This is a genomic window from Cupriavidus plantarum, assembly GCF_905397285.1.
GTDB classification, from domain to species: Bacteria; Pseudomonadota; Gammaproteobacteria; order Burkholderiales; family Burkholderiaceae; genus Cupriavidus; species Cupriavidus plantarum.
The window spans coordinates 316,013-340,810 of record NZ_CAJPUX010000006.1 but is presented as its reverse complement, the minus strand read 5'-3'; the positions used below and the strand labels follow the sequence as shown (position 1 = coordinate 340,810).

Sequence of the window (24,798 nt, the reverse complement as noted above, 5' to 3'; positions counted from 1 at the left end):
CAGGGTCCCCGGCTCGCGTTATTCGTACGAGAAGATGCTGCCGAGCTTGTCCATGCGCTCGAGCGCCATGCCCGAGCCGCGCACCACGCAGGTCAGCGGGTCTTCGGCGACGAGCACCGGCAGGCCCGTTTCTTCGGCCAGCAGACGGTCCAGGTCGCGCAGCAGCGCGCCGCCACCGGTCAGCATCATGCCGCGCTCGGCGATGTCCGCGCCCAGTTCCGGCGGGGTCTGTTCGAGGGCGATCTTCACGGCGGACACGATCTGGTTCAGCGGATCGGTCAGCGCTTCGAGGATTTCATTCGACGACACCGTGAACGCGCGCGGAATGCCCTCGGACAGGTTGCGGCCCTTGACTTCCATTTCGCGGACTTCCGAGCCCGGGAATGCCGAGCCGATTTCCTTCTTGATGGCCTCGGCGGTCTGTTCGCCGATCAGCATGCCGTAGTTGCGGCGGATGTAGTTGACGATCGCCTCGTCGAACTTGTCACCGCCCACGCGGACCGAACCCTTGTAGACCATGCCGCCCAGCGAGATGATGCCCACTTCGGTGGTGCCGCCGCCGATATCCACGACCATCGAGCCGGACGGCTCCGAGACCGGCAGGCCGGCGCCAATCGCGGCCGACATCGGCTCCTCGATCAGGTACACCTGGCTCGCGCCGGCGCCCAGCGCCGATTCACGGATCGCGCGGCGCTCCACCTGGGTGGAGCCGCACGGCACGCAGATGATGATGCGCGGGCTCGGACGCAGCAGCTTCGAGTCGTGCACCATCTTGATGAACTGCTTGAGCATCTGCTCGGTCACGGTGAAGTCGGCGATCACACCGTCCTTCATCGGCCGAATCGCCTCGATATTGCCGGGGACCTTGCCGAGCATCTGCTTGGCTTCCTTGCCGACGGCCTGGATCGTCTTCTTGGCATTGGGGCCGCCTTCCTGACGGATCGCCACCACCGACGGCTCGTCGAGCACGATGCCCTTGTCGCGCATGTAGATCAGCGTGTTGGCCGTGCCCAGGTCGATGGCCAGGTCGTTGGAGAAATAGCTGCGGAGAAATCCGAACATCAGGAATCCTGTCTTCTGTTGGTTCGCGGGTATGCGAAGCGGCCAGCGCCACATGTCGATGCTGCATGCGGCCCGGCCACGAATTTGGTCGTCACGATAGAGGGTTCACGGCCCCCGGGGGCGCGGTAATGGTGCGTCGCACCTGACCTACGGGAACCTTTGATTAGACTCTGCGCGAAAGTTCGCCGGAGACACATGACAGGTCGAAAAATAACCTGACGGTGGCAGAAGCCTAATCGGAGGTACCTGATTGTGACAGCGAAAAATGCGATCAAAACTGGCCGCTAATCCACCGGTGGGACGTGCCGTCGCGTCACCTACCATCGGTGTCGGCCTGCCATCGGTGTCATGCCTGCGGGCCGTCCATCCCTGCCGCGCGGAGAGCGGCGGCGAAGGGGCCGGTCAAACCAGCGGCTGACGTGCACGTTTCATCTCATCCTGCTCCGGCGCGTCGGCACTGGGGAGCGCCTCGGCTGACACATCGGCTGGCACATCGGCTGGCACATCGTTTAGCACATCAATTAGCGCATCGGGGGCAATGTGGAGAAGACGTGGCCGGGGGCCGGCAGCGACGCGTAATGATACCTTATAATTCCCGGTGTTTCGGGGCGTTTGGCCCCGGAAAAACTTGTAACTTTGACGGTAATTTCGGTAACTTCCGGGACACTTCCCGGTGACCTCCCTCCAGCGGACCCGATGGACCGCACAAGGGGCCGCCCACGGCCGCGCACCTCCGCGCGCCTCCGCGGCACCGTCTGTCATTCCACGCCATGGCCCTCGATCTGAACGACGTCAAGCGCATTGCCCATCTGGCCCGCATCGAAACCAGCGATGAAGAGGCCGCGCACATGCTTGGCCAACTGAACAATTTCTTCTCGCTCGTCGAGCAGATGCAGGCGGTGGATACCACCGGCATCACGCCGCTGGCGCACCCGCTGTCCGCCGTGCGCGACATCGCGCAGCGGCTGCGGGAAGACGCGGTCACGGAAACCGACCGCCGCGCCGACTACCAGCGCCCCGCGCCGGCCACCGAGGACGGCCTCTACCTGGTGCCGAAGGTCATCGAGTGAGCGCACGGGCCGCGCCGGTACGGTGACCACACACCGCCCGCGCCGCCCGGACGCCATCGAGCCCACCTTCGCCGCCATTACCAGACGCCCACCCGACCGACATGTCCTTTTCCGCTGAATCCGTGATGTCCCTGCGCCAGATCGCCGATGCCCTCGCGGCACGCACCGTCTCCGCCGAGGAACTCGCGCGCGACTACCTGACCCGTATCGAAGCCGCCGGCGCGCTCAACGCGTTCGTCGATGTCAAACCCGAACTCACGCTCGCGCAGGCGCGCGAGGCCGACGCACGCCGCGCGCGGGGCGACGCCACGCCGCTGACGGGCGTGCCCATCGCGCACAAGGACGTGTTCGTGACGCGCGGCTGGCAATCGACGGCCGGCTCGAAGATGCTCGCGGGCTACGAGAGCCCCTTCGACGCGACCGTCGTGGCGCGCCTTGCCGCCGCCGGCATGGTGACGCTCGGCAAGACCAACATGGACGAGTTCGCGATGGGCTCGTCCAACGAGAACTCGTTCTTCGGCCCCGTGCGCAACCCGTGGGATGCCGCGCGCGTGCCCGGCGGTTCGTCGGGCGGCTCCGCTGCCGCGATCGCGGCCGGCCTCGCGCCTGCCGCCACGGGCACCGATACCGGCGGCTCGATCCGGCAGCCCGCGTCGTTCTCGGGCATCACCGGCATCAAGCCGACGTACGGCCGCGTATCGCGCTACGGCATGATCGCGTTCGCGTCCTCGCTCGATCAGGGCGGCCCGATGGCGCGCAGCGCCGAGGATTGCGCGCTGCTCCTCAACGCGATGGCGGGCTTCGACGAACGGGATTCGACGAGCCTCACGCCCGCGCAGGGCGGCGTCGACGAAGACTTCACGCGCCATCTGGGCCAGCCGCGCCAGGGCGCCAGCGCGGACCGTCCGCTGGCCGGCCTGCGCATCGGCCTGCCGCGCGAGTACTTCGGCAAGGGCCTCTCCGCCGATGTCGAGCAGGCCGTGCGTGCCGCGCTGGCCGAGTACGAGAAGCTCGGCGCGACGCTTGTTGACGTGTCGCTGCCCAAGACCGAGCTGTCGATCCCCGTGTACTACGTGATCGCACCGGCCGAGGCCTCGTCGAACCTGTCGCGCTTCGACGGCGTGCGTTACGGCCATCGCGCGGCCGAGTACCGCGACCTGCTGGACATGTACAAGAAGAGCCGCGCCGAAGGCTTCGGCGCCGAGGTCAAGCGACGCATTCTCGTGGGTACCTACGTCCTCTCCCATGGGTACTACGACGCGTACTACCTGCAGGCACAAAAGATCCGCCGCATCATCGCGGACGACTTCCAGCGCGCGTTCGCGCAGTGCGACGTGATCATGGGCCCGGTGGCGCCGACCGTCGCGTGGAAGCTCGGCGAGAAGAGCGCGGACCCGGTGCAGATGTACCTGGCCGACATCTTCACGCTGTCCACGAGCCTGGCCGGCCTGCCCGGCATGAGCGTGCCGTGCGGCTTCGGCGAGGGCAACATGCCCGTGGGCCTGCAGCTGATCGGCAACTACTTCGACGAAGCGCGGCTGTTGCAGACCGCGCATGCGTTCCAGCAGGCCACGGACTGGCATCTGCGCCGGCCTGCGGCGGCCTGACGGACGAGGGACCCCACACCGATGACACGCAACCGGATGCTGACCCGCGTATTGGCCGCCATGGCACTCGCCCTGACGGTGAGCGGCTGCATCCAGCTGCCGTTCGGACGTCCCACGCCGATCGCGAGCCGCGACATCGACCTGGCGGGCAACTGCCAGCGCACCGAGGAAGACGGCTTTCGCGAGGACGCGCAGCTGAATGTCGACGACAACACCGTGCGGCAACTGTCGTGGAAGCTGTGGGTCGGCAAGCGCGGCTCGTGCAGCTTCGACCTCGCCGACTTCCGGCAGGTCCGCAAGTCGCCGCATATCGAATTGCGCGCCAACGATGGCAGCGGCTGCAAGCTCATGGTCTGGCAGGATCCGCGCCGCGTCACGCTCGCGCATGCCAATTGCCAGCAGCGCTGCACGCCCGGGATCTACGAGCAGGCCTGGCCGGTGATGTTCGATCCGGGCACCGGTGCGTGCGCGGCCACACGATAGTGACAGCCATGGACGACGCCCCACGCCTTGCTCCGCTGGCACAGCCTGCCTGCCCTTCGCGGTACCGGGCCGGCCATGCGCGGCTGGGCGTCAGTCGCCTGCCACGCGCGGCGATGCGGGCGTTGGCTGCGCTCGCCTTCGGCGCCTGCGCGCTGTCGGCCACGGCCGTGCCCGCGATGATGCCGTCGTCGCCTGCGAGCGCGGCGCTGACACCGCCCTCGCCCGCCAGCGCCGCGCTCGCGCAGCCGGCGCCCGCGCAACGCGTGACGGTTCCGGGCGAGCCCGGCATGCCGACGCTGACCGCGTACTGGTTCCTGCCGCGCGAAAGCAGCACGGCGCGCGCGACGGGCATGCCCGTGGTGGTCGCGCTGCACGGCTGCAATGGCCTCGACGAGCCGCGCAAGACGGGCGTGCTGCAAACGCGCTATCGCGAATACGCGCACTGGCTCAACGAACGCGGCTACGCGGTGCTCATGCCCGACAGCTACGGCCCGCGCGGCAAGGAAAGCAGCTGCAACGAAGCGCCGGACGCGCGCACCCTCGACGACAAGACGCGCCGCGCCGACGCGCTGGCCGCGTTACGCTGGCTCGCGGACCAGAGCGGCATCGATATGCGCCGCGTGGTGCTGCTCGGCTGGTCCAACGGCGCGCAGGCCGTGCTCGCGACCATCGACGCCAGCCGGCCGTGGCCCGCCGCCACACCGAACGTCGAGCGCGCGGTGGCGTTCTATCCGGGCTGCCGGCGCGCGGTGCAACAGCATAATTTCCGGCTGCGCTCGCCCCTGCTGGTCATGATCGGCGGCGCCGACGACTGGACGCCCGCCACGCGCTGCGCGATGCTGCAGAGCGCCGTGCAGGCGCGCCAGCCGAACGCGCGCTTCCGCCTCGAGATCTATCCGGGTGCGTATCACGGCTTCGACGGCACGAGCGAACTGCATGTGCGCCGCGACGTCGCTTCCACGCGCCGGGGCGGGCACGTCACCGTGGGCGGCGATGCCGTCGCCCGCGTGGCCGCGCTAACCCAGCTCGATTCGTGGCTGTCCAGCACGGAACCCTGATGCCCGCAGGGACGAACATCGCGAATCACTGCGACACGCAACATACAAGACACGGAACACGTACAGGAATACCGCCATGCAATCCACGCAATGGGAAGTGGTGATCGGCCTGGAGACGCATACGCAGCTCTCCACGGTCTCCAAGATTTTCTCGGGCACCTCCACCGCCTTCGGTGGCGAGCCGAACACGCAGGCCTCGCCGGTGGACCTCGCGCTGCCGGGCGTGCTGCCCGTGCTGAACAAGGGCGCCGTCGAGCGCGCGATCGAGTTCGGCCTGGCGATCGGCGCCACGATCGCGCCGCGCAGCATCTTCGCGCGCAAGAACTACTTCTACCCCGATCTGCCGAAGGGCTACCAGATCAGCCAGTACGAGATTCCGGTCGTGCAGGGCGGCGCCATCACGATTCAGGTGGAAGGCAAGCAGGGCGTGTACGAGAAGACCGTGCAGCTCACGCGCGCGCACCTCGAGGAAGACGCGGGCAAGTCGCTGCATGAGGACTTTGCGGGCATGACGGGCATCGACCTGAACCGTGCCGGCACGCCGCTGCTCGAGATCGTGACCGAACCCGACATGCGCAGCGCCGCCGAAGCCGTGGCCTATGCAAAGGCCCTGCACTCGCTCGTGGTGTGGCTCGGCATCTGCGACGGCAACATGCAGGAAGGCAGCTTCCGGTGCGACGCCAACGTGTCCGTGCGCCCCGTGGGCCAGCAGCAATTCGGCACGCGCCGCGAGATCAAGAACCTGAACTCGTTCCGCTTCCTGCAACAGGCCATCGAATACGAAGTGCAGTGGCAGATCGCGGAGATCGAGGACGGTCGCGACATCGTGCAGGCCACCGTGCTGTTCGACCCGGATACCGGCGAGACGCGCGCGATGCGCACGAAGGAAGACGCGCACGACTACCGCTATTTCCCCGATCCGGACCTGATGCCGCTGGAAATCGACGACGCGTGGATCGAGCGCGTGCGCGAGAGCCTGCCCGAGCTGCCCGCATCCATGCAGGCGCGCTTCGTGTCGCAGTACGGCCTGTCCGCGTACGACGCCAGCACGCTGACCGCGAGCAAGGCGCTCGCCGCTTACTACGAAGCCGTGGTCGGCGAAGTGGGCGCGGCCAGCGCGAAGCCCGCGGCCAACTGGCTCATGGGCGACGTGGCGTCGCAGCTTAACCGCGACGGCATCGCGATCGATGCGGCGCCGGTGAGTCCGGCACAGCTGGCGAAACTGCTTGCGCGCATCGCCGATGGCACCGTGTCGAACAACACCGCCAAGAAGGACGTGTTCCCGGCCATGTGGGCGGGCGAGTCCGGCGGCGACGCGGATGCGATCATCGCGGCCAAGGGCCTCAAGCAGATGTCCGACACCGGCGAACTCGAGAAGATCATCGACGACGTGCTCGCGGCCAACGCGAAATCCGTCGAGGAATTCCGCTCGGGCAAGGAAAAAGCATTCAACGCGCTCGTGGGCCAGGCCATGAAGGCCACCAAGGGCAAGGCGAACCCCTCTCAGGTCAACGAGCTGCTGAAGAAGAAGCTCTCCTAAGCGGATCAGGTCTGGGGCACGACGCTGACCTGCACGTCCACCTCGTGTTCCCCGCCCCCCACGATGACCCCATGCAGCAGCGGAATATCGCTGTAGTCGCGCGCGATGGCGAGGGTCACGTGGCGGGTGTCGGCCAGCACGTCGTTGGTGGGGTCCAGGTCGATCCAGCCCAGCAGCGGGCACCACACGCCCGCCCACGCGTGCGACGCATCCGCGCCTAGCAGCCGCGCCTCGCCCGGAGGCGGGTCGGTCAGCAAATAGCCGCTCACGTAGCGCGACGCAAGGCCGAGCGACCGCAGGCAGCCGATCATCACCTGGGCGAAGTCCTGGCAGACGCCGCTGCGCAGCGCGAAGGCTTCCAGCGCCGGCGTATGCACCTCCGTGGTTTCGCTGCGATACGCGAAGTCCTTGTGGATGCGATGCATCAGGTCGATCGCCCCCGCGGCTACGGTCACGCCCGGACCGAAACTCTCCAGTGCGTAAGCGCGCAAATCCGGATGCAGCGCCACGTTCGGCGACGCGTACACGAACTCGGTCTCGCGATGGAACGGCTGGCCCACCGTGAAGCGCAGGCATTGCGCGGCGTCCTCCCACGGCATGCTGCGCGCCGCGTCGAAGCCTTCCCACCGCGGCAGCACCGTGACGAGGCTCGATGCGGTCAGGCACATCTCCTCGTGCAGGACATCGAGCATGAAATGCAGCACGCGATTGCCGAACGCGTCGGTCCGCATATGCTGGTGCGCGGGCTCCGGCTGGATCGAAATGCTGTGCGCATGCACGGTCTGCCATGGATACGACGACGGCGATGCCACTGCGCGCTGCTGCGCGAGCTCGACGGGCTGCGTGTAGCGATACGTCGTCACGTGCTGAACAGCGAGCGTGGTCAATGTGGCAAGCGCGACGGGCCCGGTCATGACAACTCCCTCCCCGGCGCCGCGCCCGCATGACTGAAATAGCGCGACGCGATCTCCTCCGAGATGCGCGCCATGCGCTCGCCGAGGTGATCGCACAACGCGGCGAGCTTCGCATGGCGGCGTTGTTCGGTCACCCCGGCGTCGGCCTCGACAAGCCGTGTGAGCGACGGCAGCGCGGACGCCGGCGGCAGCATCTCGACGAGCGGCACGCGTGCCTGGCCGCTGCTTCCGGCGGGAATCTGCGCGAGCTTGTCGCGCAGGCGCTCGAGCACGCCATAAAGGCCGCGCGGGTTGGTCGGCTCGATCACGAGCAGTTGCACGAGCGCGGCGAGGTCCGTGCGGCCCGGGTAGCGCGAACGGAACGTCAGCGTGCTGTCGAACAGATGCAGCAGCAGGTCGAAGCCGCCGCGCGTGAGCAGCGCGCCCGTTTCCACGGCGGTTTCCAGCATCGGGGCGAGACCGCCGATGCGTTCGATATGCCGGCCGATGAAGACGAGCCGCCACGCTTCGTCGCGCGTCATGCGGTCCCCCTGCGCGCCGCTGATCGCGCCGAGCTGCATGCTGAGGTAGTCGAGCGCGGCCAGCACGCGCGCGCGGTCGTAGACGACACCGCCATCACCGCTACCAGCGCCGCCACCTTCTGCGGGCGTGACCGCGTCGGCCATGGCCGCGCGGAAATCGTTACGCGCCGCGAGGATCGTGCGCCAGTGATCGTTCGAAAGCCGGTTGCGGATCTGGCTCGCGGCGCGCGCGTGGCCGGCGAGCGCGTACATCACGCCCGAGCGGCCGGAGGGATCGGCCAGCATCATCACGAGGCTGCGCTCGAACGCCGCGAGCGATGCGGGCGAGGACGGCGGTGCCGAGGCGTCAGGCGTCGGCGCGTCTTCCGGCACGAGCCCGAACCATCGCGCGAGGCTGCCGATCATCGCGAGCGCGCCTTCATCGGTTTCCTCATGCCGTTCGATCGAACCGAGAATCTGGCGGCAGAGGCGCACCGTGTTCTCGGCGCGCTCGGCATAGCGGCCGCCCCAGTAAAGATTCTCCGCCGCGCGGCTGGACACCGTGAGCGCCGCCTGCGCCTGCGCGGCGGGCGCGGCAAGGCCCGTGCGCGCCGTCAGCGGCGTGGCGCCGATCGGATGCGTCGATAGGACCCACGTATCGGCGCTGGTGCCGCCCGTGCGCATCGACACCGCGTCCGCGCCGGGGGGAGCCAGCCGCGTGAACCCGCCGGGCATGACCTGCCAGCCGCCATTGCCATCGGACACCGCATAGACGCGCACCATCGCCGCGCGCGAGCGCACGCGGCCATCGGCCGATTCCCAGCAGGGCGTGTGCGAGAGCGCGAGCGGCGCCTGGATCGTGTAACGGTCGGGCATCCCTTCCACGCGCGCGCGCCAGTCGCGCAGCGCCTGTATGCCGCGCTCCTGCCCCGGCACGTAACCCTCGTCGTCCATACCTTCCGCGCCTTCCGCACTGTCCACACTCTGCGGATAAGTCGGCATGACGTACGCCTCGGACAGCGCCTCGAACACCCGCTCCCGCGCGGCCGCTTCGCCGCACCACCACGTGGCCACATCGGGCAGCCGCAGCGGCTCGCCGAGCAATGCCTCCGCGATGCCGGGCAGAAAGCCATGGATCGCCGGCGATTCGATAAATCCGGACCCCGGCATATTGGAGATCAGCACATTGCCCGCGCGCATCGCCTCGAGCAGCCCAGGCACGCCGACCATCGAATCCGCGCGCAGCTCGAGCGGATCGCAAAGGACGTCGTCAACGCGGCGCAGGATGACATCGACGCGTTCGAGGCCGCCGAAGGTCTTCAGGTAGACCACATCATTGCGCACCGTCAGATCGCCGCCCTCGACGAGCGTCACGCCGAGATAGCGCGCAAGAAACGCATGCTCGAAGTACATCGCGCTCGACGGTCCGGGCGTCAGCAGCACGAGATGGCGCTCGCCCGAGATGCCTTCCAGTGGCAGATGCGTCAGCGTGGAGATCAGTTGCGCGAAGGCCGGCGGCAGGCGACGCACATGCTGCGCACGGAACGCCTCGGCCAGTTGCCCCGCCACGATCAGCCGGTTCTCGAGCGCGTATCCCATGCCCGCGGGCGTCTCGGTGCGGTGCGCAAGCACGGTCCAGCCCGCCTCGCCATGAACGAGATCCACCGCGACGATCTGGAGGAAGCTTCCGCCCGGCGGCCGGTAACCCTTGAGCGCGCGCAGATACCCTGGGTGGCCGAACACGAGCCCCGGTGGAAGCAGCCCGCGTTCGAGCAGTGTCTGCGGCCCGTAGATGTCGCCCATGATCGCGTTGGCGAGCACCGCGCGCTGCGTCACGCCCGCTTCGATCGTGGCCCAGTCCTCTTCGGTGATCAGGAACGGCAGCAGTTCGAGCGGCCAGTCGCGCGCGCTGTCGGCTTCCGCATGCACGTTGAAGGTCACGCCATTGTCGCGCACCTGCCGCGCCACGGCTGCCGCGCGCGTGACAAGCGTCTCAGGACCCGGGCATCCGAGCGTCTCGTAGAAATCGCCCCATGCCGCGCGCATCGCACCGTCATCGGCGCGCAGTTCGTCGAAGTGGCCGGCCGGCACGGGCGGCGGCAACAGCGCGTCCGCCACGGATGGACCGTCGGTGCTACATCGCTTTGGCATTGGCTCCCTTGTTGTTGCCATTGGCGCGAACCGTCTCTTCGAGCAGGGACCGCAGCTTGGCCAGCGCGCCCGGATCGCCATGCGCGGCCGAGCGTGCGTACCAGATCTTGGCCTGCTCGATGTCCTTCTCCACGACGCCCGGTTCGCCCCGCTCGTAATAGCTGCCGACGATGTATTGGGCGCCGCCGTCCCCCGCCGTAGCGGCTCGGCTATACCACGTGAACGCCTTGCCGTAGTCCAGATCGACGCCACGACCGGTGAAGTAGTTCGTGGCCAGCGCCATCTGGGCCTGCGTATGGCCGCCCTGCGCGGCCAGCGCGTACCAGCGGTTGGCTTCCGCGAGCGACTTCGGCACGAGGCCGCCGCGCTCGTAGAGATCGCCGAGCGTGTACTGCGCGTGCGTCATCTGGTTATCGGCAGCCTTGCGCAACCACACGAGGGCTTCCTCGGGTTTCGCGGACGTGCCCTCGCCGCGCAACAGCATCATGGCGTAGTTGAATTGCGCGAGCCGGTTGCCCTGCTTCGCCGCGGCCGCAAAGCCTTGTAGCGCGGCGTCGTAACGGCCGGCGTCGTAGTCAGCGACGGCGGCTTGCGTCTGGGACTGAGCGGGGGCGGGCCGCTCCGCGGCCACCGCGCGGGTGGCCGCGGCTGCCGGCAACGCCATGGTTGCGGCGAAGGCGAAGGCGAGCGCCGCGTGCGAGACGCGGGCGCCGGAGGCGCGGCGCGTCAGCACGAGGGAACGCGTAAGGGGTGAGGCAGGCATGGAGGGCTCCGGTTCGCCAGTCACCTGCCAGTGTAGTGGGGAAGGCTTCCCTCCGGCGAGCGCCGGGACGGCCATCGGCGCGCCCTCTTCGATCCATAAACCCGAGAAATAACGTATCGCGCCTATGGCGGACGGTTATTTCTCCGGCATATACCGGAAGCTAGCCGGCGAAGCGATATCCCACGCCCACCTCCGTCAGCAAATGCGCCGGTTGCGCGGGGTCGGCTTCCAGCTTGTGCCGCAGATGGCCCATATAGACGCGCAGATAATGGCTGCTCTCGGAATGCGACGGCCCCCAGACCTCACGCAGCAGTTCGCGGTGCGTCATGACCTTGCCGCGATGCGCGATCAGCACCGCGAGCAGCCGGTATTCGATGGGCGTCAGATGGATTGCCGCCTCGCCGCGCGTCACCCGCCGGTTCGCCAGATCGACCGTCACATCGCCGAACGCGATCTGCGGCGTGCCCTGCGGGTTCGCCTTGGCATGACGGCGCAGCAGCACGCGCACCCGCGCAACCAGCTCGCCGACGCCGAAAGGCTTGGTCAGATAATCGTCCGCGCCCGCATCGAGCGCGGCGATCTTGTCGGACTCCTCGGTGCGCGCGGACAGCACCAGCACGGGCACCTCGGTCCACGTCCGCATCTCGCGGATCAGCGTCATGCCATCGCCGTCGGGCAGGCCGAGGTCGAGGATCACCACATCGGGCTGACGCGTGCCGGCATCGATGAGGCCGCGCTTGAGGGTGTCCGCTTCATGGACGGTGCAGCCCTCCGCCTGCAGCGATTCGCGCACGAACCGGCGGATATGCGGTTCGTCTTCGACGAGCAGAACGGTGGGAGAGTAATCGAAGGGCATGTCAGTGATCGTTGCCGCCGCGCATGGCATGATGCGCGGCGTGGTCTGTGTGCGTGGCGGTGGTGGCGGCGGCAGCAGCAGCGGCAGGAAGCGGAGCGGTATCGGCGGAGTGGGCCGTATCCGCATGGCGTTCCAGCGGTTCCGGTTCGGGTTCGATCGCAGGCGGGTTGCCGCGCGGCAACGCCAGCGTGAAGCGCGCGCCCGCGCCGTCGACCGCGTCGGCCCAGATACGGCCGCCATGCGCCTGCATGATGGCATCGCATACGGCAAGGCCAAGGCCCACGCCGGCCGTCGCCGATTCGCTGTCGCCGCGCACGAATTTTTCGAAAATTTGGCGCTCGCGCCCGCGCGGCACGCCTGGGCCGTCATCCTCGACGACCAGATGCACTTCCTCGCCGACGACGGCGCCCCGCACGCGAATCTCCGTGCCCGCGGGCGTGTACTTGGCCGCGTTCTCGAACAGGTTGCACAGCACGCGCTCCATCAGCACGCCATCGCATTCCACGAGCGGCAGCACCGACAGATCCGCAACGCGCACGCGATGCCCGCCCAGCGCATCGCGCAGCGACGCGAGTGCCGCGCCGACGAGTTCCTCGAGCGACTGCCAGGTGCGTTGCAGCGCAATGTCGTGCCGCTGCAGCCGCGCCATGTCCAGCAGGTTCACGACCATCGTCCGCATGCGCTGCGCCTGGCCGCGCATCGCATCGACGGTGGCGGCCACATCCTCGGGCAGCGGCGGATCGGTGCGGCCCAGGGTCTCCGCCATGCCAATGAGACCCGTCAGCGGCGTGCGCAAATCGTGCGACACCGCCGCCAGCAGCGAACTGCGCAGCCGCTCCGATTCGATCGACAGCAGCGCCTGCTGCGCAACCTCGACGTAGTGCAGCCGCTCGATGGCGATCGCGATGAGCGTCGTGAACACGTCCGCCTGACGGCGCAGATCCGGCGCGGCGAGGGCACGCCATGCGCGGGGTTCCACCGCAAGCACGCCCCGCGTCTGCATGGGCGCCTTCAGCGGCAGGTAAAGCACCGTGCTGCCGGGCAGCGTATGCGTACCCGTACCAGCGGGCTGACCATGATCGAACACCCATTGGGCGAGCACCTTGTCGATGGCTTCGCCCTTCCGCGGATCCGCGTGCGCGCCACGCGCGGCGTCGCTGCCTTGCGCGATGGTCAGCGGCTCGAGGCGGCCATTCGCGCCGACCACGAAGAACGTGGCATGCGCATCGAATGCGGCGCGTAGAAAGCGGCTGCCGATCTCGCCGATCTGTTCGATCGTCAATGCGGCCGACAGCTCGCGTGCCAGCTCGTACAGCGTGCGCGCATCGGTCTCGCGACGGACCGCGACATGCGCCTGTTCGCGCAGGCCCGCCGTCAGCTGGCCGATCACGAGGCCGACCGTCAGCATCACGACGAAGGTCAGCAGATACTGCACGTCGCTCACCGCGAACGAGAGGCGCGGTGGCACGAAGAAGTAATCGAAGGCGCCAACGGCCAACACCGACGTGAACGCGGCGGGCCCACGGCCATGGCGCAGCGCCACGCCGACGACCGCGGCGAGGAACAGCATCGCGATATTGACGAGGTCGAACCACGGGCGCGCGAGCGTGGATAACACCGAGGCCGCGCCGCACCACAGCGCCGCCCAGCCGTAGTCGTACAGCCGCTTCCGGCGGATTTCGGCCGCGGCGGCCTCCTCCTCGGCGATTCGCGCATCGGGGCCCGATGCCAACCCGGCGGGGGTGCTTGCGCGCGGGCGCTGGTCCGCGCGTGTCATGTCGGCCGCCACGCGGATCACGTCGATCTCGGGACAACCCGCGGCGAGGGCATCGGCAAACGTCTGCCGCCCGATCAGGCGATTACCGACGCCGAGCGCCGGCGCCATGACGCGCGCCAGCCAGGCGCGACCGCGATCGAGCCAGTCGTCCTCGCGCGGCCATTCCGCGCGCGCGCGGCCGACGATCACCTTGGTCAGGTTGTGGCGGCGCACGTACCCGGTGACCGCGCTCACCATGTCGTCACCGGCAAGCGTATCGGTGCGCGCGCCGAGCTCTTCCGCAAGCTGCATGGCGGCCTGCGTCCGCGCGCGCACGGTATCGGCAAGCGGCGTCAGGCGTGGCGTGGCAATCGTCACCACGTGCCAGTCGCAATCGAGCTGACTCGCGAGCCGCCGCGCGCTGCGCACGACCTGTTCCGCGTCGTCCCCGCTGCCGATGCAGGCGAGCACCGCTTCGCGCGTGCGCCAGACTGGCGCGATCGCGCGCGCATCGCGGTAGGCGCGCACGTCGTCATCGACACGATCGGCCGTGCGGCGCAGCGCGAGTTCGCGCAGCGCCATCAGGTTGCCCTTGCGGAAGAAATTGCGCGCGGCCTGATGCGCCTGCTCGGCCAGATAGACCTTGCCCTCGCGCAGGCGCCTCAACAGTTCGTCCGCGGGCAGGTCGACCAGCACGACTTCATCCGCGCCATCGAACACCGCATCGGGAACGGTTTCCCACACGCGCACGCCCGTGATGCCGCCAACCGCCTGATTGAGGCTGTCGAGGTGCTGCACATTGACGGTGGTCCAGACGTCGATGCCCGCAGCCTGGAGTTCCTGAATGTCCTGCCAGCGCTTGGGATGCCGGCTGCCCGCCGCATTGGAGTGCGCGAGCTCGTCCACGAGCACAAGCGCGGGACGCCGCGCCAGCGCGCCATCGAGATCGAATTCCTGAAGCACCCGATCGCGATACGGCACGGACCGCATGGGCAATCGTTCGAGGCCCTCGAGCAGCGCCTCCGTTTCCGCGCGGCCATGCGTCTCGACGATGCCGATGACGACGTCGGTGCCCTGCATGCGCAACGCGCGCGCGGCGTTGAGCATCGCAAAGGTCTTGCCCACGCCGGCCGACGCGCCGAAGTACACGCGCAGCTTGCCGCGCGCGGCACGCGCGCCTTCCGCCTGCACGCGCTGGAGCAGGTCATCCGGATCGGGGCGGGCGACGGGTTCGGTCATCGGGAAATGGGGCGGGATGGCTGCGATTCTGCCACGACCCTCACCGGAGCGGTCGTCGACATGGCGCGTCGCGGCCATCCGCCGCCGTCATTGCATTATGGCTTCATCGCGTCCAGCGCGAGATTCAGCTTCAGCACATTGACGCCGGGCTCGCCAAAGATGTCGAGGCCGGGGCTGCGCGTGTTCTCGGCGATCAGCGCTTCCACCTTCGCGACGGGCACCCCACGCAGGCGCGCCACGCGCGCGGCCTGGTACTGCGCGGCCGCCGGGCTGATATGCGGATCGAGACCGCTGCCCGATGCCGTAACCAGGTCCACCGGCACGGGCTTGTCGTTGCCCGGGTCCGCTTCACGCAGTGCATCGATGCGCGCCTTCGCGGCATCGGTCAGCGCGGGGTTGGTCGGACCGAGGTTCGAGCCCACCGACGCGGCCGCGTTGTACGGCATCGGCGCGGTCGCCGACAGGCGGCCCCAGAAGTACTTCGGATCGGAGAACGGCTGGCCGATAAGTTCGGAGCCGACCACCTTGCCGTCCTTGACGATGAGCGAGCCCGCGGCTTCGTGTGGGAACACCGTGCGCGCGATGCCCGTCACCAGGCCCGGATACAGCAGGCCCGTGACGATCGAGAGCGCGACGAACAGCGTCAGCGCGGGGCGCAGCATGCCCTGCTGCAAGGGGGGCTGCGGAGCCGCAGCGTGCGTCGTCTTCAGTTGCGTTTGCATGTTCGTACTCCTTGATCAGATCCAGCCAAACATCACGAGCAGCATGTCGATCAGCTTGATGCCCACGAATGGCACCAGGATGCCGCCCAAGCCATAGATCAGCAGGTTGCGGCGGAGCAGCGTGGCGGCACCGAGGGGGCGGTAGACCACACCGCGCAGCGCGAGCGGGATCAGCGCGACGATGATCAGCGCGTTGAAGATCACCGCGGACATGATGGCCGAGGCAGGCGTGGCGAGGCCCATCACGTTGAGCATGTTCAGCTGCGGATAGGTGCTGGCGAATGCGGCCGGGATGATCGCGAAATACTTCGCGACGTCGTTGGCCACGGAGAACGTCGTCAGCGAGCCGCGCGTCATCAGCATCTGCTTGCCGATCTCGACGATCTCGATCAGCTTGGTCGGATTGCTGTCGAGGTCGACCATGTTGCCGGCCTCGCGCGCGGCCTGCGTGCCGCTGTTCATCGCCACCGCCACGTCGGCCTGCGCCAGCGCGGGGGCATCGTTGGTGCCGTCGCCCGTCATCGCCACCAGGCGGCCCTCGCGCTGGAAGTCGCGGATCATCGCGAGCTTCGCTTCGGGCGTGGCTTCGGCAAGGAAGTCATCGACGCCGGCTTCCGCGGCGATCGATGCGGCCGTCAGGCGGTTGTCGCCCGTGATCATCACGGTGCGGATGCCCATCTTGCGCAGTTCGCCGAAGCGTTCCTTGATGCCGGTCTTGACGATGTCCTTGAGCTCGATGACGCCGAGCACGCGCACGCTGTCTTCCGTACCCACGCTGATCGCCTCCGCCACGACGAGCGGCGTGCTGCCCGCGCGCGCGATGTCGTCGACCGCATTGACCACGGCCTCCGGGAACTTGCCCGCGCGCTCCGTCACGTAGCGGCGCACCGCTTCGGCGGCGCCCTTGCGCACGCTACGCACCTGGTTGCCCTGCGTGACGTCGACCCCGCTCATGCGCGTCTGCGCGCTGAATGGGACGAACACGGGCGCGGCCATGCTGCGGTTGCCGAGTTCCGGCGCCGCGGCGCCCGGCTGCTGGCGCGCCAGCGCGACGATGCTGCGGCCTTCGGGGGTCTCGTCCGCCAGCGACGACAGCCATGCCGCTTCGGCCAGCTGGCGCTCGGTCACGCCGGGCGCGCACACGAAGCGCGAGGCCTGGCGGTTGCCGTGCGTGATCGTGCCGGTCTTGTCGAGCAGCAGCACATCGACGTCACCGGCGGCTTCCACCGCGCGGCCCGACGTCGCAATCACGTTCGCTTCCATCATGCGGCTCATGCCGGCCACGCCGATCGCCGACAGCAGGCCGCCGATCGTCGTCGGGATCAGGCAGACGAGCAGCGCGACCAGCACCGTCACCGAGACCGGCACGCCGAGCTTCGTCACGAGCACCGCATACAGCGAGAACGGTTGCAGCGTGGCGGTGGCCAGCAGCAGCACGAGGGTGAGGCCCACGAGCAGGATCGTCAGCGCGAGTTCGTTCGGCGTCTTCTGGCGCTTGGCGCCTTCGACCATGCCGATCATGCGGTCGATGAAGCTTTCCCCGGGGTTGGTGGTGATCTGCACCACGATCCAGTCCGAGAGCACGCGCGTGCCGCCCGTCACCGACGAGAAATCGCCACCTGACTCGCGGATGACGGGAGCCGACTCGCCCGTGATGGCCGACTCGTCGACCGAGGCCACGCCTTCGATGACCTCGCCGTCGCCGGGAATCGTGTCGCCCGCTTCCACGAGCACGATGTCGCCCTTGCGGAGCGCGGTCGCCTGACGCGGCTCTGTGGCGCCCAGCGCCCGATAGTCCTTGCGGCCCGCGCGCACGACGCGCGCGGTGACCGTGGTCTTGAGTCCGCGCAGCGCGGCCGCCTGCTGCTTGCTGCGGCCCTCGGCGAGCGCTTCCGCGAAGTTCGCGAACAGCACCGTGAACCAGAGCCATACGGTGACGGCGAGAATGAAGCCGGCCGATTCCCCTTCGCTGGGTTGCACGAGCGCGCGCAGGAACAGGATCGTCGTGAGGATGCTGCCCGCGTAGACGACGAACATCACCGGGTTGCGCAACTGGTCGCGCGGCGCGAGCTTCCGGAACGCATCGGCGATGGCCGGCTTGACGAGCTCGGGCGCGAACATGCTGCGCGCGCCGCGCTGCTGCGTCGCGCGGCCGGGTTGAACCACCGAGGTCCTGCCGACCCCTTGCGTGTTGTCGGTGGCGCCGCCAGTGCCATTTCCATTGACCTTGGCCGTGCGCTTTACCGTGGAATCTTGTTGCATATGAAGCTCCGAATTAACGGGAGGCGGCGACGGGCGCCGCGGGCTGCAGGGACTGCAGCTGTTCTGCCACCGGGCCGAGCGCGAGCGCCGGCACATAGGTCAGCGCGCCAACGAGCAGCACCGACCCCACCAGCAGCACGACGAACAACGGACCATGGGTGGGCATCGTGCCGGCCGTGACCGGCGTGCGCTTCTTGGCCGCGAGCGAGCCGGCCATGGCGAGCACCGGCACGATGATCCAGAAGCGGCCGAACCACATGGCGGCGGCGAGCAGCACGTTGTAGAACGGCGTGTTGGCGGAGAGACCCGCGAACGCGCTGCCGTTGTTGTTGGCGGCCGAAGAGAGCGCGTACAGGATCTCGGAGAAGCCATGCGTGCCCGGGTTGAACACGCCCGCGCGGCCCGGCTCGGCCAGCACCGCGATGGCGGTACCGACAAGCACCAGCAGCGGCGTGACGAGAATGGCCACGGCGGTCATCTTCATCTCGTACGTCTCGATCTTCTTGCCGAGGTACTCCGGCGTGCGGCCGATCATCAGGCCCGCGATGAACACCGCCAGCACCGCGTACACGAGCATGCCGTACAGGCCCGAGCCCACGCCGCCGAATACCACTTCGCCCAGTTGCATCAGCAGCATCGGGACAAGGCCGCCGATCGCCGTGAACGAGTCGTGCATCGCGTTCACGGCGCCGCACGAGGCTGCGGTCGTGATCGTCGCGAACAATGCGCTGGCGGAGATCCCGAAGCGCACCTCCTTGCCCTCCATGTTGCCGCCGGCCTGCAGCGCGGACGCCGCGTGGTCGATCGGCAGTTGCGAGAGCGCGGCCGTGATCTGGACTTCCGAGGCCATCGCGGCGAGCGCCATCACGACGAAGATCACCGTCATCGATGCAATGACGGCCACACCCTGGCGGCGGTCGCGCACCATCTCGCCGAACGTGAAGCACAGCGCGGCGGGAATCAGGAAGATCGCCAGCATCTCCAGCAGGTTGGAGAACGGCGTCGGGTTCTCGAACGGATGCGCGGAGTTCGCGTTGAAGAAGCCGCCACCGTTGGTGCCGAGCATCTTGATGGCTTCCTGCGACGCCACGGGGCCCATCGCGAGCTGCTGCGTGGACGTCCTGGCCGCCTCGGTCACGGGCTTGCCTTCCTTGTCGAGCACGGGCTGGCCCGCCGCATCGACCTTCGGCTGCGTGTATTCGACTTCGGTGACGAGCGACACGTCCTTGTACGCGTCGAAGTTCTGGATCACGCCCTGGCCCACCAGCGCCACGGCCATGACGACCGACAGCGGCAGCAGGATATAGAGCGTGCTGCGCACCATGTCGGTCCAGAAGTTGCCGATGGTCCGCGACGTATGACGCGCGAAGCCGCGGATCAGCGCGAACACCACGGCGATGCCGGTCGCGGCGGACACGAAGTTCTGCACCGTCAGCGCGAGCATCTGCGTGAGGTAGCTCATCGTGGACTCGCCGGCATAGCCCTGCCAGTTCGTGTTGGCCACGAAGCTGATGGCGGTGTTGAACGACGAGTCGGGCGTCACCGCGCCGAAGCCCTGCGGGTTCAGCGGCAGCATGCCCTGCAGGCGCTGCAGGGCGTACACGGCGATCACGCCGAGCACGTTGAAGACGATCAGGGCGATCGTGTATTGCTTCCAGCCCATCTCGGCGTCGGCGCGCACGCCGCCGATGCGGTAGATCAGGCGTTCGAGGGGACGGCCCCATGCCGTCAGCGTGTAATTGCCCTCCTCCATCGCGCGGCGCATGTAGCGGCCGAGGAACGGCCCCACGACGAACAGAATTGCGAGGAAGAGCGCGAGCAGCCCCAGGAACTGGGGCGTAATCGAATGGGAAGACATCAGAATTTCTCCGGCCGGAACAGCGCTACGAGCAGGTAGATGAAGATGGCGACGGCCAGGCCGCCGCTCAGCAGGTCGGTCCAGTTCATCAGCGCCCCCGCTCGTCGGCGCCGGTCTTCCCGCCCGGCTCGGAGGGCGGCTGCGCGCCCAGCGCGGCGCAAAGCGCCAGCAGCGCGCCCGTTAGCGCGCCAAACCCCAACAACACGATGAAATAGATCCCGTCCATGGCAACTGCCTACGTGAGTGATTCACGGATGGGAGGTTAGGGATTGGGGGGTAAAAAGGGGGTAGAGAGGCCGGAGGGGGGTGTAAACAAGATATAAAGACGCGCGGGAAGGCCCGGGGGAAGGCCCGCGGAAGGGCCCGTCAGAGCCACCCGGCCTTATGCAGCTTCCGCCAGAGCCCGCCGCAGGCGACGGCGGTAATCCCGATGACGATCGGGTAGGCGTAGTGGAACTTGAGTTCCGGCATCCATTCGAAGTTCATCCCGTACAGGCTGAACACGACGGTCGGAATCGCCAGGATGGCGCCCCAGCCGGCCAGCCGCTTGACCACTTCGTTCTGCGCGACCGTCACCAGCGCGAGGTTGACCTGCACCGCCGTGGTCAGCATTTCGCGCACCACGTCGAGCGTGCGCACGAGCCGGCTCGCATGGTCCTCGATATCGCGGAAGTAGGCGCGCAGGTCCTTCGGCACGAGGTCCTCGTGCAGGCGGATCAACTGACTGCAGATGTCCTCGACGGGGAACACCGCATTCCGCAGCCGCAGCACCTGGCTCTTGATGCGGTAGAGCCGCTCCAGTGCCGCGCGGTCGAATTCGTCGCGGAAGATGTTCTGCTCGAGCTTTTCGAAGGTGTCTTCGAGCCGGTTGACGATGGGCATGTAGTGGTCGACCACGAAGTCCATCAGCGCGTAGAGCACATAGCCGGGGCCGTGGGCCAGCCCCTGTGGGTCCTGTTCGCAGCGCTCGCGCACGGGGGTGTAGGTGCTGCTGGCCCCATGGCGCACGGAGACCACGTATCGCGGGCCGACGAAGATATGCGTCTCGCCGACGATCACCTCCTCGTCCACGAGCTGCGCGGTGTTCAGCACGATGAAGACCGAGTCGCCGTAGGTTTCGATCTTCGGCCGCTGGTGCGCGTCCAGGGCATCCTCCACCGCCAGGTCATGCAGGCCGAATTCGCGCTGCACCTTGCGCAGCAGGGCCAGGTCCGGTTCGTGCAGCCCCAGCCAGACGAACGTCCCGTCCTCCGACAACACGTCAGAAATCGCGTCGACATCGACCGAGCCGAGCTTCTTGCCATCGCGATAGGCCACGCAATTGACCACTGCACCCATGGGGACTCCCTTTTGCGGATGCGGCATCCTAGCAAGAGTCCGGGACCGGCGTGCATCGGCGTCACTCCGACATCGCGGGGATGGCGACCATCGGGCACCTGTGGCCGGGAACTGGCGAATTGTTACAGTTCGCCGCGGAGACGACGTTAGAATGTCGCATTTCCACGGTCACCCGACTATGTCCCAGAAGAAATCGCCACGCTTCGAGCTGCGTAGCGGCAACGTCGACGCCCTCCTTCTCGCTCTCAAGACCGCGGACACCGAGGCCCTGCGGGACGACCTCCTCTCCCGTTTCGAAGCGACCCCCGATTTCTTCTCCAACGACGTCATCGCCCTGGACCTGCGCCGCCTCGAAGGCGACGAGCGGGTCGGCATCGACCGCCTGATCGAGACGCTGGACTCGCTGCGTGCCCGCGCGATCGGCGTGGTCGCCCGCGCGGACCAGCGCGAATGGGCGGAAGCCTATGGGCTGCCGCTGCTGGATAGTCAGGGCCGCCATGGGGGCCGCGAGGGCCGCGAGGAGGCCGACACCGCCCCGGGGGCCGTACCTGCCGCTGCGCCCGAAGCCGTCCCCTCGCCCGCCGACAGCCCTGACACCTCGGCCACGGCCGTCGCACCCGTCGCGGATATGGCGGGCATCGTGGCCGCCGCCACCGCGGCGCGCACGGTGCCGACCATGCTGATCGACAAGCCGCTGCGCTCGGGCCAGCAGGTCTACGCGCAGGGCGACGTAGTCATCCTGGACCTCGTCAGCTACGGCGCCGAGGTTATCGCCGAAGGCAACATCCACATCTACGCCCCGCTGCGCGGCCGCGCGCTGGCGGGCGTCAAGGGCAACCACGACGCGCGCATCTTCTGCACGTGCCTGGAGCCCGAACTGATTTCCATCGCCGGCATCTATCGGACCGCGGAGCAAACGCTCCCGGCCAATGTGCTCGGCAAATCCGCCCAGGTTCGCCTGGCCGACGAAAAACTGATCCTCGAGCCGCTGCGGATGAAGTGACCCGCGCAAGACCGGGGACCGATCTATCAAGCACCCTTACTGGACCAAAGAGCCATGGCAAAAATCATCGTAGTGACCTCCGGCAAGGGAGGCGTCGGCAAGACCACCACCAGCGCCAGCTTTGCCGCTGGCCTGGCCCTGCGTGGCCATAAGACCGTCGTGATCGACTTCGACGTCGGCCTGCGCAACCTCGACCTGATCATGGGCTGCGAGCGTCGCGTGGTGTACGACCTGATCAACGTCGTGCAGGGTGAAGCCAACCTCCATCAGGCGCTGATCAAGGACAAGAAGTGCGAGAACCTGTTCATCCTGCCCGCCTCGCAGACGCGCGACAAGGAAGCGCTGACGCGTGACGGCGTGGAGAAGGTCATCAACGGCCTGAAGGACCAGGGCTTCGAGTACATCGTGTGCGATTCGCCCGCGGGCATCGAGACCGGGGCGCTGATGGCCATGTACTTCGCCGACGAGGCACTCGTGGTGACCAATCCCGAAGTGTCGTCGGTGCGCGATTCCGACCGCATCCTCGGCATCCTGGCCTCGAAGACCAAGCGCGCCAGCGAAGGCGGCGAGCCGATCAAGGAGCACCTGCTGATCACGCGCTACAACCCGAAGCGAGTGCATGGCGGAGAAATGTTGTCGCTTCAGGATATTCAGGAGATCCTGCGCATCAAACTCATCGGCGTGGTGCCGGAATCCGAGGCGGTGCTGCACGCTTCCAACCAGGGGACGCCCGCGATCCATCTGGAAGGCACCGACGTGGCCGATGCCTACGGCGACATCGTGGACCGCTTCCTCGGCAAGGAAAAACCCATGCGTTTTACCGACTACCAGAAGCCGGGGCTGCTCTCGCGCATCTTCGGCAACAAGTAAGGAGGACTCATCCATGTCGATCCTGTCCTTCCTGCTGGGGGAGAAGAAAAAGTCCGCTTCGGTCGCCAAGGAGCGCCTGCAGATCATTCTTGCCCACGAACGCCACGGCCATTCGGCGCCCGCCGACTATCTGCCCGCGCTCCAGCGCGAGCTGGTGGCCGTGATTTCGAAGTATGTGAAGATCAGCGACCAGGATCTGCGCGTGAACCTCGAGCGTCAGGACAATCTCGAGGTGCTCGACATCAAGATCGAGATTCCGCAAAACTGACCCTCCGCGATCGACGTTGCGGAGGCGGCGCACGCCGTCTCCGCGCTGTCTCCGCGCTGTCTCCGTACTAACCCTTCCCTCCTTGGTAGGGGTTTCCGCACTGCAACATGCAGCCCCTGCATGCGTTGCACCCTCTGTCCCGTTCCCTTCCTGCATACCCGCTGCCGGCCGGCCCGCACCAAGTTGGCGCTTGCCGCATTGCACCATCACGTCGCCCTCGTGACAGGGTGTAGCGGCAAACCAACGGATTTGCACCAAATGTCTCCCTGAGGGCGGCCTCGACTTCAGTTTTATGTCGAAAAGTTCCGCCTTTTGTTAAATTTTCGCGGCGTTTACAGGAAACGTAGACCAAGTCGCGCCGTGATCCGGCTGCGAACACCACAAGACAGAAAAGGAGCACCATGAAGAAATCGCTACTGACTCTCGCTATCGGCTCGCTGTGCGCTGGCAGCGCCTTCGCCCAGACGTCGGTGACGCTGTACGGTATCGTCGATCAGAGCATCCGCTACCAAACCAACGCGGACGCAGGCAACCACAGCCAGACCCAGGTGACCAACGGCGCCATCACGAACAGCCGCTGGGGCCTGAAGGGCGCGGAAGCCCTCGGTAACAACCTGAAGGCAATCTTCCAGCTGGAAAACGGTTTCGATCCGGATACCGGCCGTGCCAACCAGGGCGGTTCGCTGTTCGGTCGTCAAGCCTACGTGGGTCTCTCGGGTGATTTCGGTGCCGTCAAGCTGGGCCGTCAGTACACCGAAGGCTTCAACTTCTTCGGCGACTACGATCCGCTGACCATCGGCAACTACGACAACAATGCGTGGCCGTTCTTCCTGACCCAGTTCCGTAACAACAACGTCATCAGCTACTCGGGCGCGTTCAGCGGCCTGAGCGTTGGCGCCAGCTACGGCTTCGGCGAAGTGCCGGGCAGCCAGACGAAGAACCAGTACTGGGGCACCCGTGCCGCGTACGAGTTCGGACCGTTCGGCATCGGCGGCGTTTATCAGGAAATCAAGGACATCAACAGCAACAAGCAGCAAATGTGGGGCGTTGCTGGTAAGTACACGATCGGACCGGCAAAGCTGTTCCTGGGCTACCTGGGCGGCAAGGACCGTACCGGCCTGATCGACGCCAACTTCTTCACGCCGGCCAACTCGGCCAACCCGATCCCGGCTGGCGGCAGCGCGCAGGCTAACCCGCGCAAGGACGCCATCGGCTACGCAGGCGTGACCTATCAGGTCACCCCGGCACTGGCCGTGACGGGCGTGTTCTACGGCGACCACATCAAGAACGCCTACGGCGTCGCCGACAACAGCGGCAACCGTTACACGGGCGTGCTGCTGGCCGAGTACTCGCTGTCGAAGCGTACGCAGGTGTACGGCACCGTGGACTACAACAAGGTCACCGGTGGCGCACAAGCGCAACTGCCCGGCAAGAACAACCAGACCGGCGTCGCAGCTGGTATCCGCCACATCTTCTGA

General features: G+C 67.3%; 21 protein-coding genes. 9 read left to right on the top strand and 12 right to left on the bottom strand.

Going from position 1 to position 24,798, the window contains the following annotated elements; genetic code table 11:
* Positions 1–18 precede the first annotated feature (18 nt).
* Entirely contained in the window at positions 19–1,062 is a 1,044-nt protein-coding gene (locus KHP16_RS24015) for a rod shape-determining protein (protein WP_011296266.1), read from the bottom strand.
* A gap of 770 nt (positions 1,063–1,832) precedes the next feature.
* Here KHP16_RS24015 and gatC point away from each other — a divergent pair.
* The 5 genes from gatC to gatB all read left to right on the top strand — a co-directional run bounded on the left by gatC (position 1,833) and on the right by gatB (position 6,820).
* Positions 1,833–2,132 (top strand): Asp-tRNA(Asn)/Glu-tRNA(Gln) amidotransferase subunit GatC, encoded by a 300-nt coding sequence (gene gatC, locus KHP16_RS24010; RefSeq protein ID WP_109582406.1) that lies wholly within the window; start codon positions 1,833–1,835, stop codon positions 2,130–2,132.
* A 101-nt stretch (positions 2,133–2,233) separates the two neighbouring features.
* Positions 2,234–3,739 (top strand): Asp-tRNA(Asn)/Glu-tRNA(Gln) amidotransferase subunit GatA, encoded by a 1,506-nt coding sequence (gene gatA / locus KHP16_RS24005; protein ID WP_109582407.1) that lies wholly within the window; start codon positions 2,234–2,236, stop codon positions 3,737–3,739.
* 21 nt (positions 3,740–3,760) lie between these two features.
* Entirely contained in the window at positions 3,761–4,222 is a 462-nt protein-coding gene (locus KHP16_RS24000) for a hypothetical protein (RefSeq protein WP_109582408.1), read from the top strand.
* Positions 4,223–4,230: 8 nt separating this feature from the next.
* Positions 4,231–5,280: a dienelactone hydrolase family protein gene (locus tag KHP16_RS23995; protein WP_373561919.1), complete on the top strand. Its 1,050-nt coding sequence runs from the start codon at positions 4,231–4,233 to the stop codon at positions 5,278–5,280.
* Between the two features lie 76 nt (positions 5,281–5,356).
* On the top strand, positions 5,357–6,820 hold the full coding sequence (gene gatB / locus KHP16_RS23990) for an Asp-tRNA(Asn)/Glu-tRNA(Gln) amidotransferase subunit GatB (protein WP_211961281.1): 1,464 nt from the start codon (positions 5,357–5,359) through the stop codon (positions 6,818–6,820).
* Between the two features lie 5 nt (positions 6,821–6,825).
* Here gatB and KHP16_RS23985 read toward each other — a convergent pair whose 3' ends face one another.
* The 11 genes from KHP16_RS23985 to KHP16_RS23935 form a co-directional block, all read right to left on the bottom strand.
* Positions 6,826–7,734, bottom strand: coding sequence for a transglutaminase family protein (locus KHP16_RS23985; protein ID WP_109582411.1), 909 nt, complete (start codon positions 7,732–7,734; stop codon positions 6,826–6,828).
* Positions 7,731–10,385 (bottom strand): circularly permuted type 2 ATP-grasp protein, encoded by a 2,655-nt coding sequence (locus tag KHP16_RS23980; RefSeq protein ID WP_211961280.1) that lies wholly within the window; start codon positions 10,383–10,385, stop codon positions 7,731–7,733. The genes KHP16_RS23985 and KHP16_RS23980 overlap by 4 nt, the downstream gene beginning before the upstream one ends.
* Entirely contained in the window at positions 10,369–11,049 is a 681-nt protein-coding gene (locus KHP16_RS23975; protein ID WP_115954102.1) for a tetratricopeptide repeat protein, read from the bottom strand. Before KHP16_RS23975 ends, KHP16_RS23980 begins: the two co-directional genes overlap by 17 nt.
* Positions 11,050–11,308: 259 nt before the next feature.
* The gene (kdpE, locus tag KHP16_RS23970) at positions 11,309–12,004 is read right to left on the bottom strand and encodes a two-component system response regulator KdpE (protein ID WP_109582414.1); all 696 of its coding nucleotides are present in this window, start codon (positions 12,002–12,004) and stop codon (positions 11,309–11,311) included.
* A gap of 1 nt (position 12,005) precedes the next feature.
* On the bottom strand, positions 12,006–14,999 hold the full coding sequence (locus KHP16_RS23965; RefSeq protein WP_211961279.1) for a sensor histidine kinase: 2,994 nt from the start codon (positions 14,997–14,999) through the stop codon (positions 12,006–12,008).
* Positions 15,000–15,094: 95 nt separating this feature from the next.
* Positions 15,095–15,721: a potassium-transporting ATPase subunit KdpC gene (gene kdpC / locus KHP16_RS23960; RefSeq protein WP_109582416.1), complete on the bottom strand. Its 627-nt coding sequence runs from the start codon at positions 15,719–15,721 to the stop codon at positions 15,095–15,097.
* Between the two features lie 15 nt (positions 15,722–15,736).
* Entirely contained in the window at positions 15,737–17,983 is a 2,247-nt protein-coding gene (gene kdpB, locus KHP16_RS23955; protein WP_415831287.1) for a potassium-transporting ATPase subunit KdpB, read from the bottom strand.
* Between the two features lie 13 nt (positions 17,984–17,996).
* Positions 17,997–19,826 (bottom strand): potassium-transporting ATPase subunit KdpA, encoded by a 1,830-nt coding sequence (gene kdpA / locus KHP16_RS23950; protein WP_179593049.1) that lies wholly within the window; start codon positions 19,824–19,826, stop codon positions 17,997–17,999.
* Positions 19,827–19,840: 14 nt separating this feature from the next.
* Positions 19,841–19,930 carry a K(+)-transporting ATPase subunit F gene (gene kdpF, locus KHP16_RS23945; protein WP_109582419.1) on the bottom strand — a complete coding sequence of 30 codons (90 nt, stop codon included), beginning with the start codon at positions 19,928–19,930 and terminating at the stop codon, positions 19,841–19,843.
* The gene (locus KHP16_RS23940) at positions 19,930–20,067 is read right to left on the bottom strand and encodes a hypothetical protein (RefSeq protein ID WP_167468472.1); all 138 of its coding nucleotides are present in this window, start codon (positions 20,065–20,067) and stop codon (positions 19,930–19,932) included. Before KHP16_RS23940 ends, kdpF begins: the two co-directional genes overlap by 1 nt.
* Positions 20,068–20,207: 140 nt before the next feature.
* A complete protein-coding gene (locus KHP16_RS23935; RefSeq protein WP_109582420.1) occupies positions 20,208–21,179 on the bottom strand; it encodes a magnesium and cobalt transport protein CorA in 972 nt (323 codons plus the stop codon).
* 178 nt (positions 21,180–21,357) lie between these two features.
* On the opposite strand from KHP16_RS23935, the gene minC reads away from it, so the two are divergent.
* From minC to KHP16_RS23915, 4 genes are all read left to right on the top strand, one after another.
* Complete coding sequence (gene minC, locus KHP16_RS23930) at positions 21,358–22,182, top strand: septum site-determining protein MinC (RefSeq protein WP_211961278.1); 825 nt, start codon at positions 21,358–21,360, stop codon at positions 22,180–22,182.
* Between the two features lie 54 nt (positions 22,183–22,236).
* Positions 22,237–23,052 carry a septum site-determining protein MinD gene (minD, locus tag KHP16_RS23925; protein ID WP_109582422.1) on the top strand — a complete coding sequence of 272 codons (816 nt, stop codon included), beginning with the start codon at positions 22,237–22,239 and terminating at the stop codon, positions 23,050–23,052.
* A 13-nt stretch (positions 23,053–23,065) separates the two neighbouring features.
* The gene (gene minE, locus KHP16_RS23920) at positions 23,066–23,320 is read left to right on the top strand and encodes a cell division topological specificity factor MinE (protein ID WP_109582423.1); all 255 of its coding nucleotides are present in this window, start codon (positions 23,066–23,068) and stop codon (positions 23,318–23,320) included.
* Positions 23,321–23,721: 401 nt separating this feature from the next.
* A complete protein-coding gene (locus KHP16_RS23915; RefSeq protein ID WP_115953939.1) occupies positions 23,722–24,798 on the top strand; it encodes a porin in 1,077 nt (358 codons plus the stop codon).

Coding starts and splice junctions, on each gene's coding strand:
- KHP16_RS24015 (WP_011296266.1), bottom strand. CDS start 1,062: ATGTTCGGATTTCTCCGCAGCTATTTCTCCAACGACCTGGCCATCGAC.
- gatC (WP_109582406.1), top strand. CDS start 1,833: ATGGCCCTCGATCTGAACGACGTCAAGCGCATTGCCCATCTGGCCCGC.
- gatA (WP_109582407.1), top strand. CDS start 2,234: ATGTCCTTTTCCGCTGAATCCGTGATGTCCCTGCGCCAGATCGCCGAT.
- KHP16_RS24000 (WP_109582408.1), top strand. CDS start 3,761: ATGACACGCAACCGGATGCTGACCCGCGTATTGGCCGCCATGGCACTC.
- KHP16_RS23995 (WP_373561919.1), top strand. CDS start 4,231: ATGGACGACGCCCCACGCCTTGCTCCGCTGGCACAGCCTGCCTGCCCT.
- gatB (WP_211961281.1), top strand. CDS start 5,357: ATGCAATCCACGCAATGGGAAGTGGTGATCGGCCTGGAGACGCATACG.
- KHP16_RS23985 (WP_109582411.1), bottom strand. CDS start 7,734: ATGACCGGGCCCGTCGCGCTTGCCACATTGACCACGCTCGCTGTTCAG.
- KHP16_RS23980 (WP_211961280.1), bottom strand. CDS start 10,385: ATGCCAAAGCGATGTAGCACCGACGGTCCATCCGTGGCGGACGCGCTG.
- KHP16_RS23975 (WP_115954102.1), bottom strand. CDS start 11,049: ATGGCGTTGCCGGCAGCCGCGGCCACCCGCGCGGTGGCCGCGGAGCGG.
- kdpE (WP_109582414.1), bottom strand. CDS start 12,004: ATGCCCTTCGATTACTCTCCCACCGTTCTGCTCGTCGAAGACGAACCG.
- KHP16_RS23965 (WP_211961279.1), bottom strand. CDS start 14,999: ATGACCGAACCCGTCGCCCGCCCCGATCCGGATGACCTGCTCCAGCGC.
- kdpC (WP_109582416.1), bottom strand. CDS start 15,721: ATGCAAACGCAACTGAAGACGACGCACGCTGCGGCTCCGCAGCCCCCC.
- kdpB (WP_415831287.1), bottom strand. CDS start 17,983: ATGCAACAAGATTCCACGGTAAAGCGCACGGCCAAGGTCAATGGAAAT.
- kdpF (WP_109582419.1), bottom strand. CDS start 19,930: ATGAACTGGACCGACCTGCTGAGCGGCGGCCTGGCCGTCGCCATCTTC.
- KHP16_RS23940 (WP_167468472.1), bottom strand. CDS start 20,067: ATGGACGGGATCTATTTCATCGTGTTGTTGGGGTTTGGCGCGCTAACG.
- KHP16_RS23935 (WP_109582420.1), bottom strand. CDS start 21,179: ATGGGTGCAGTGGTCAATTGCGTGGCCTATCGCGATGGCAAGAAGCTC.
- minC (WP_211961278.1), top strand. CDS start 21,358: ATGTCCCAGAAGAAATCGCCACGCTTCGAGCTGCGTAGCGGCAACGTC.
- minD (WP_109582422.1), top strand. CDS start 22,237: ATGGCAAAAATCATCGTAGTGACCTCCGGCAAGGGAGGCGTCGGCAAG.
- minE (WP_109582423.1), top strand. CDS start 23,066: ATGTCGATCCTGTCCTTCCTGCTGGGGGAGAAGAAAAAGTCCGCTTCG.
- KHP16_RS23915 (WP_115953939.1), top strand. CDS start 23,722: ATGAAGAAATCGCTACTGACTCTCGCTATCGGCTCGCTGTGCGCTGGC.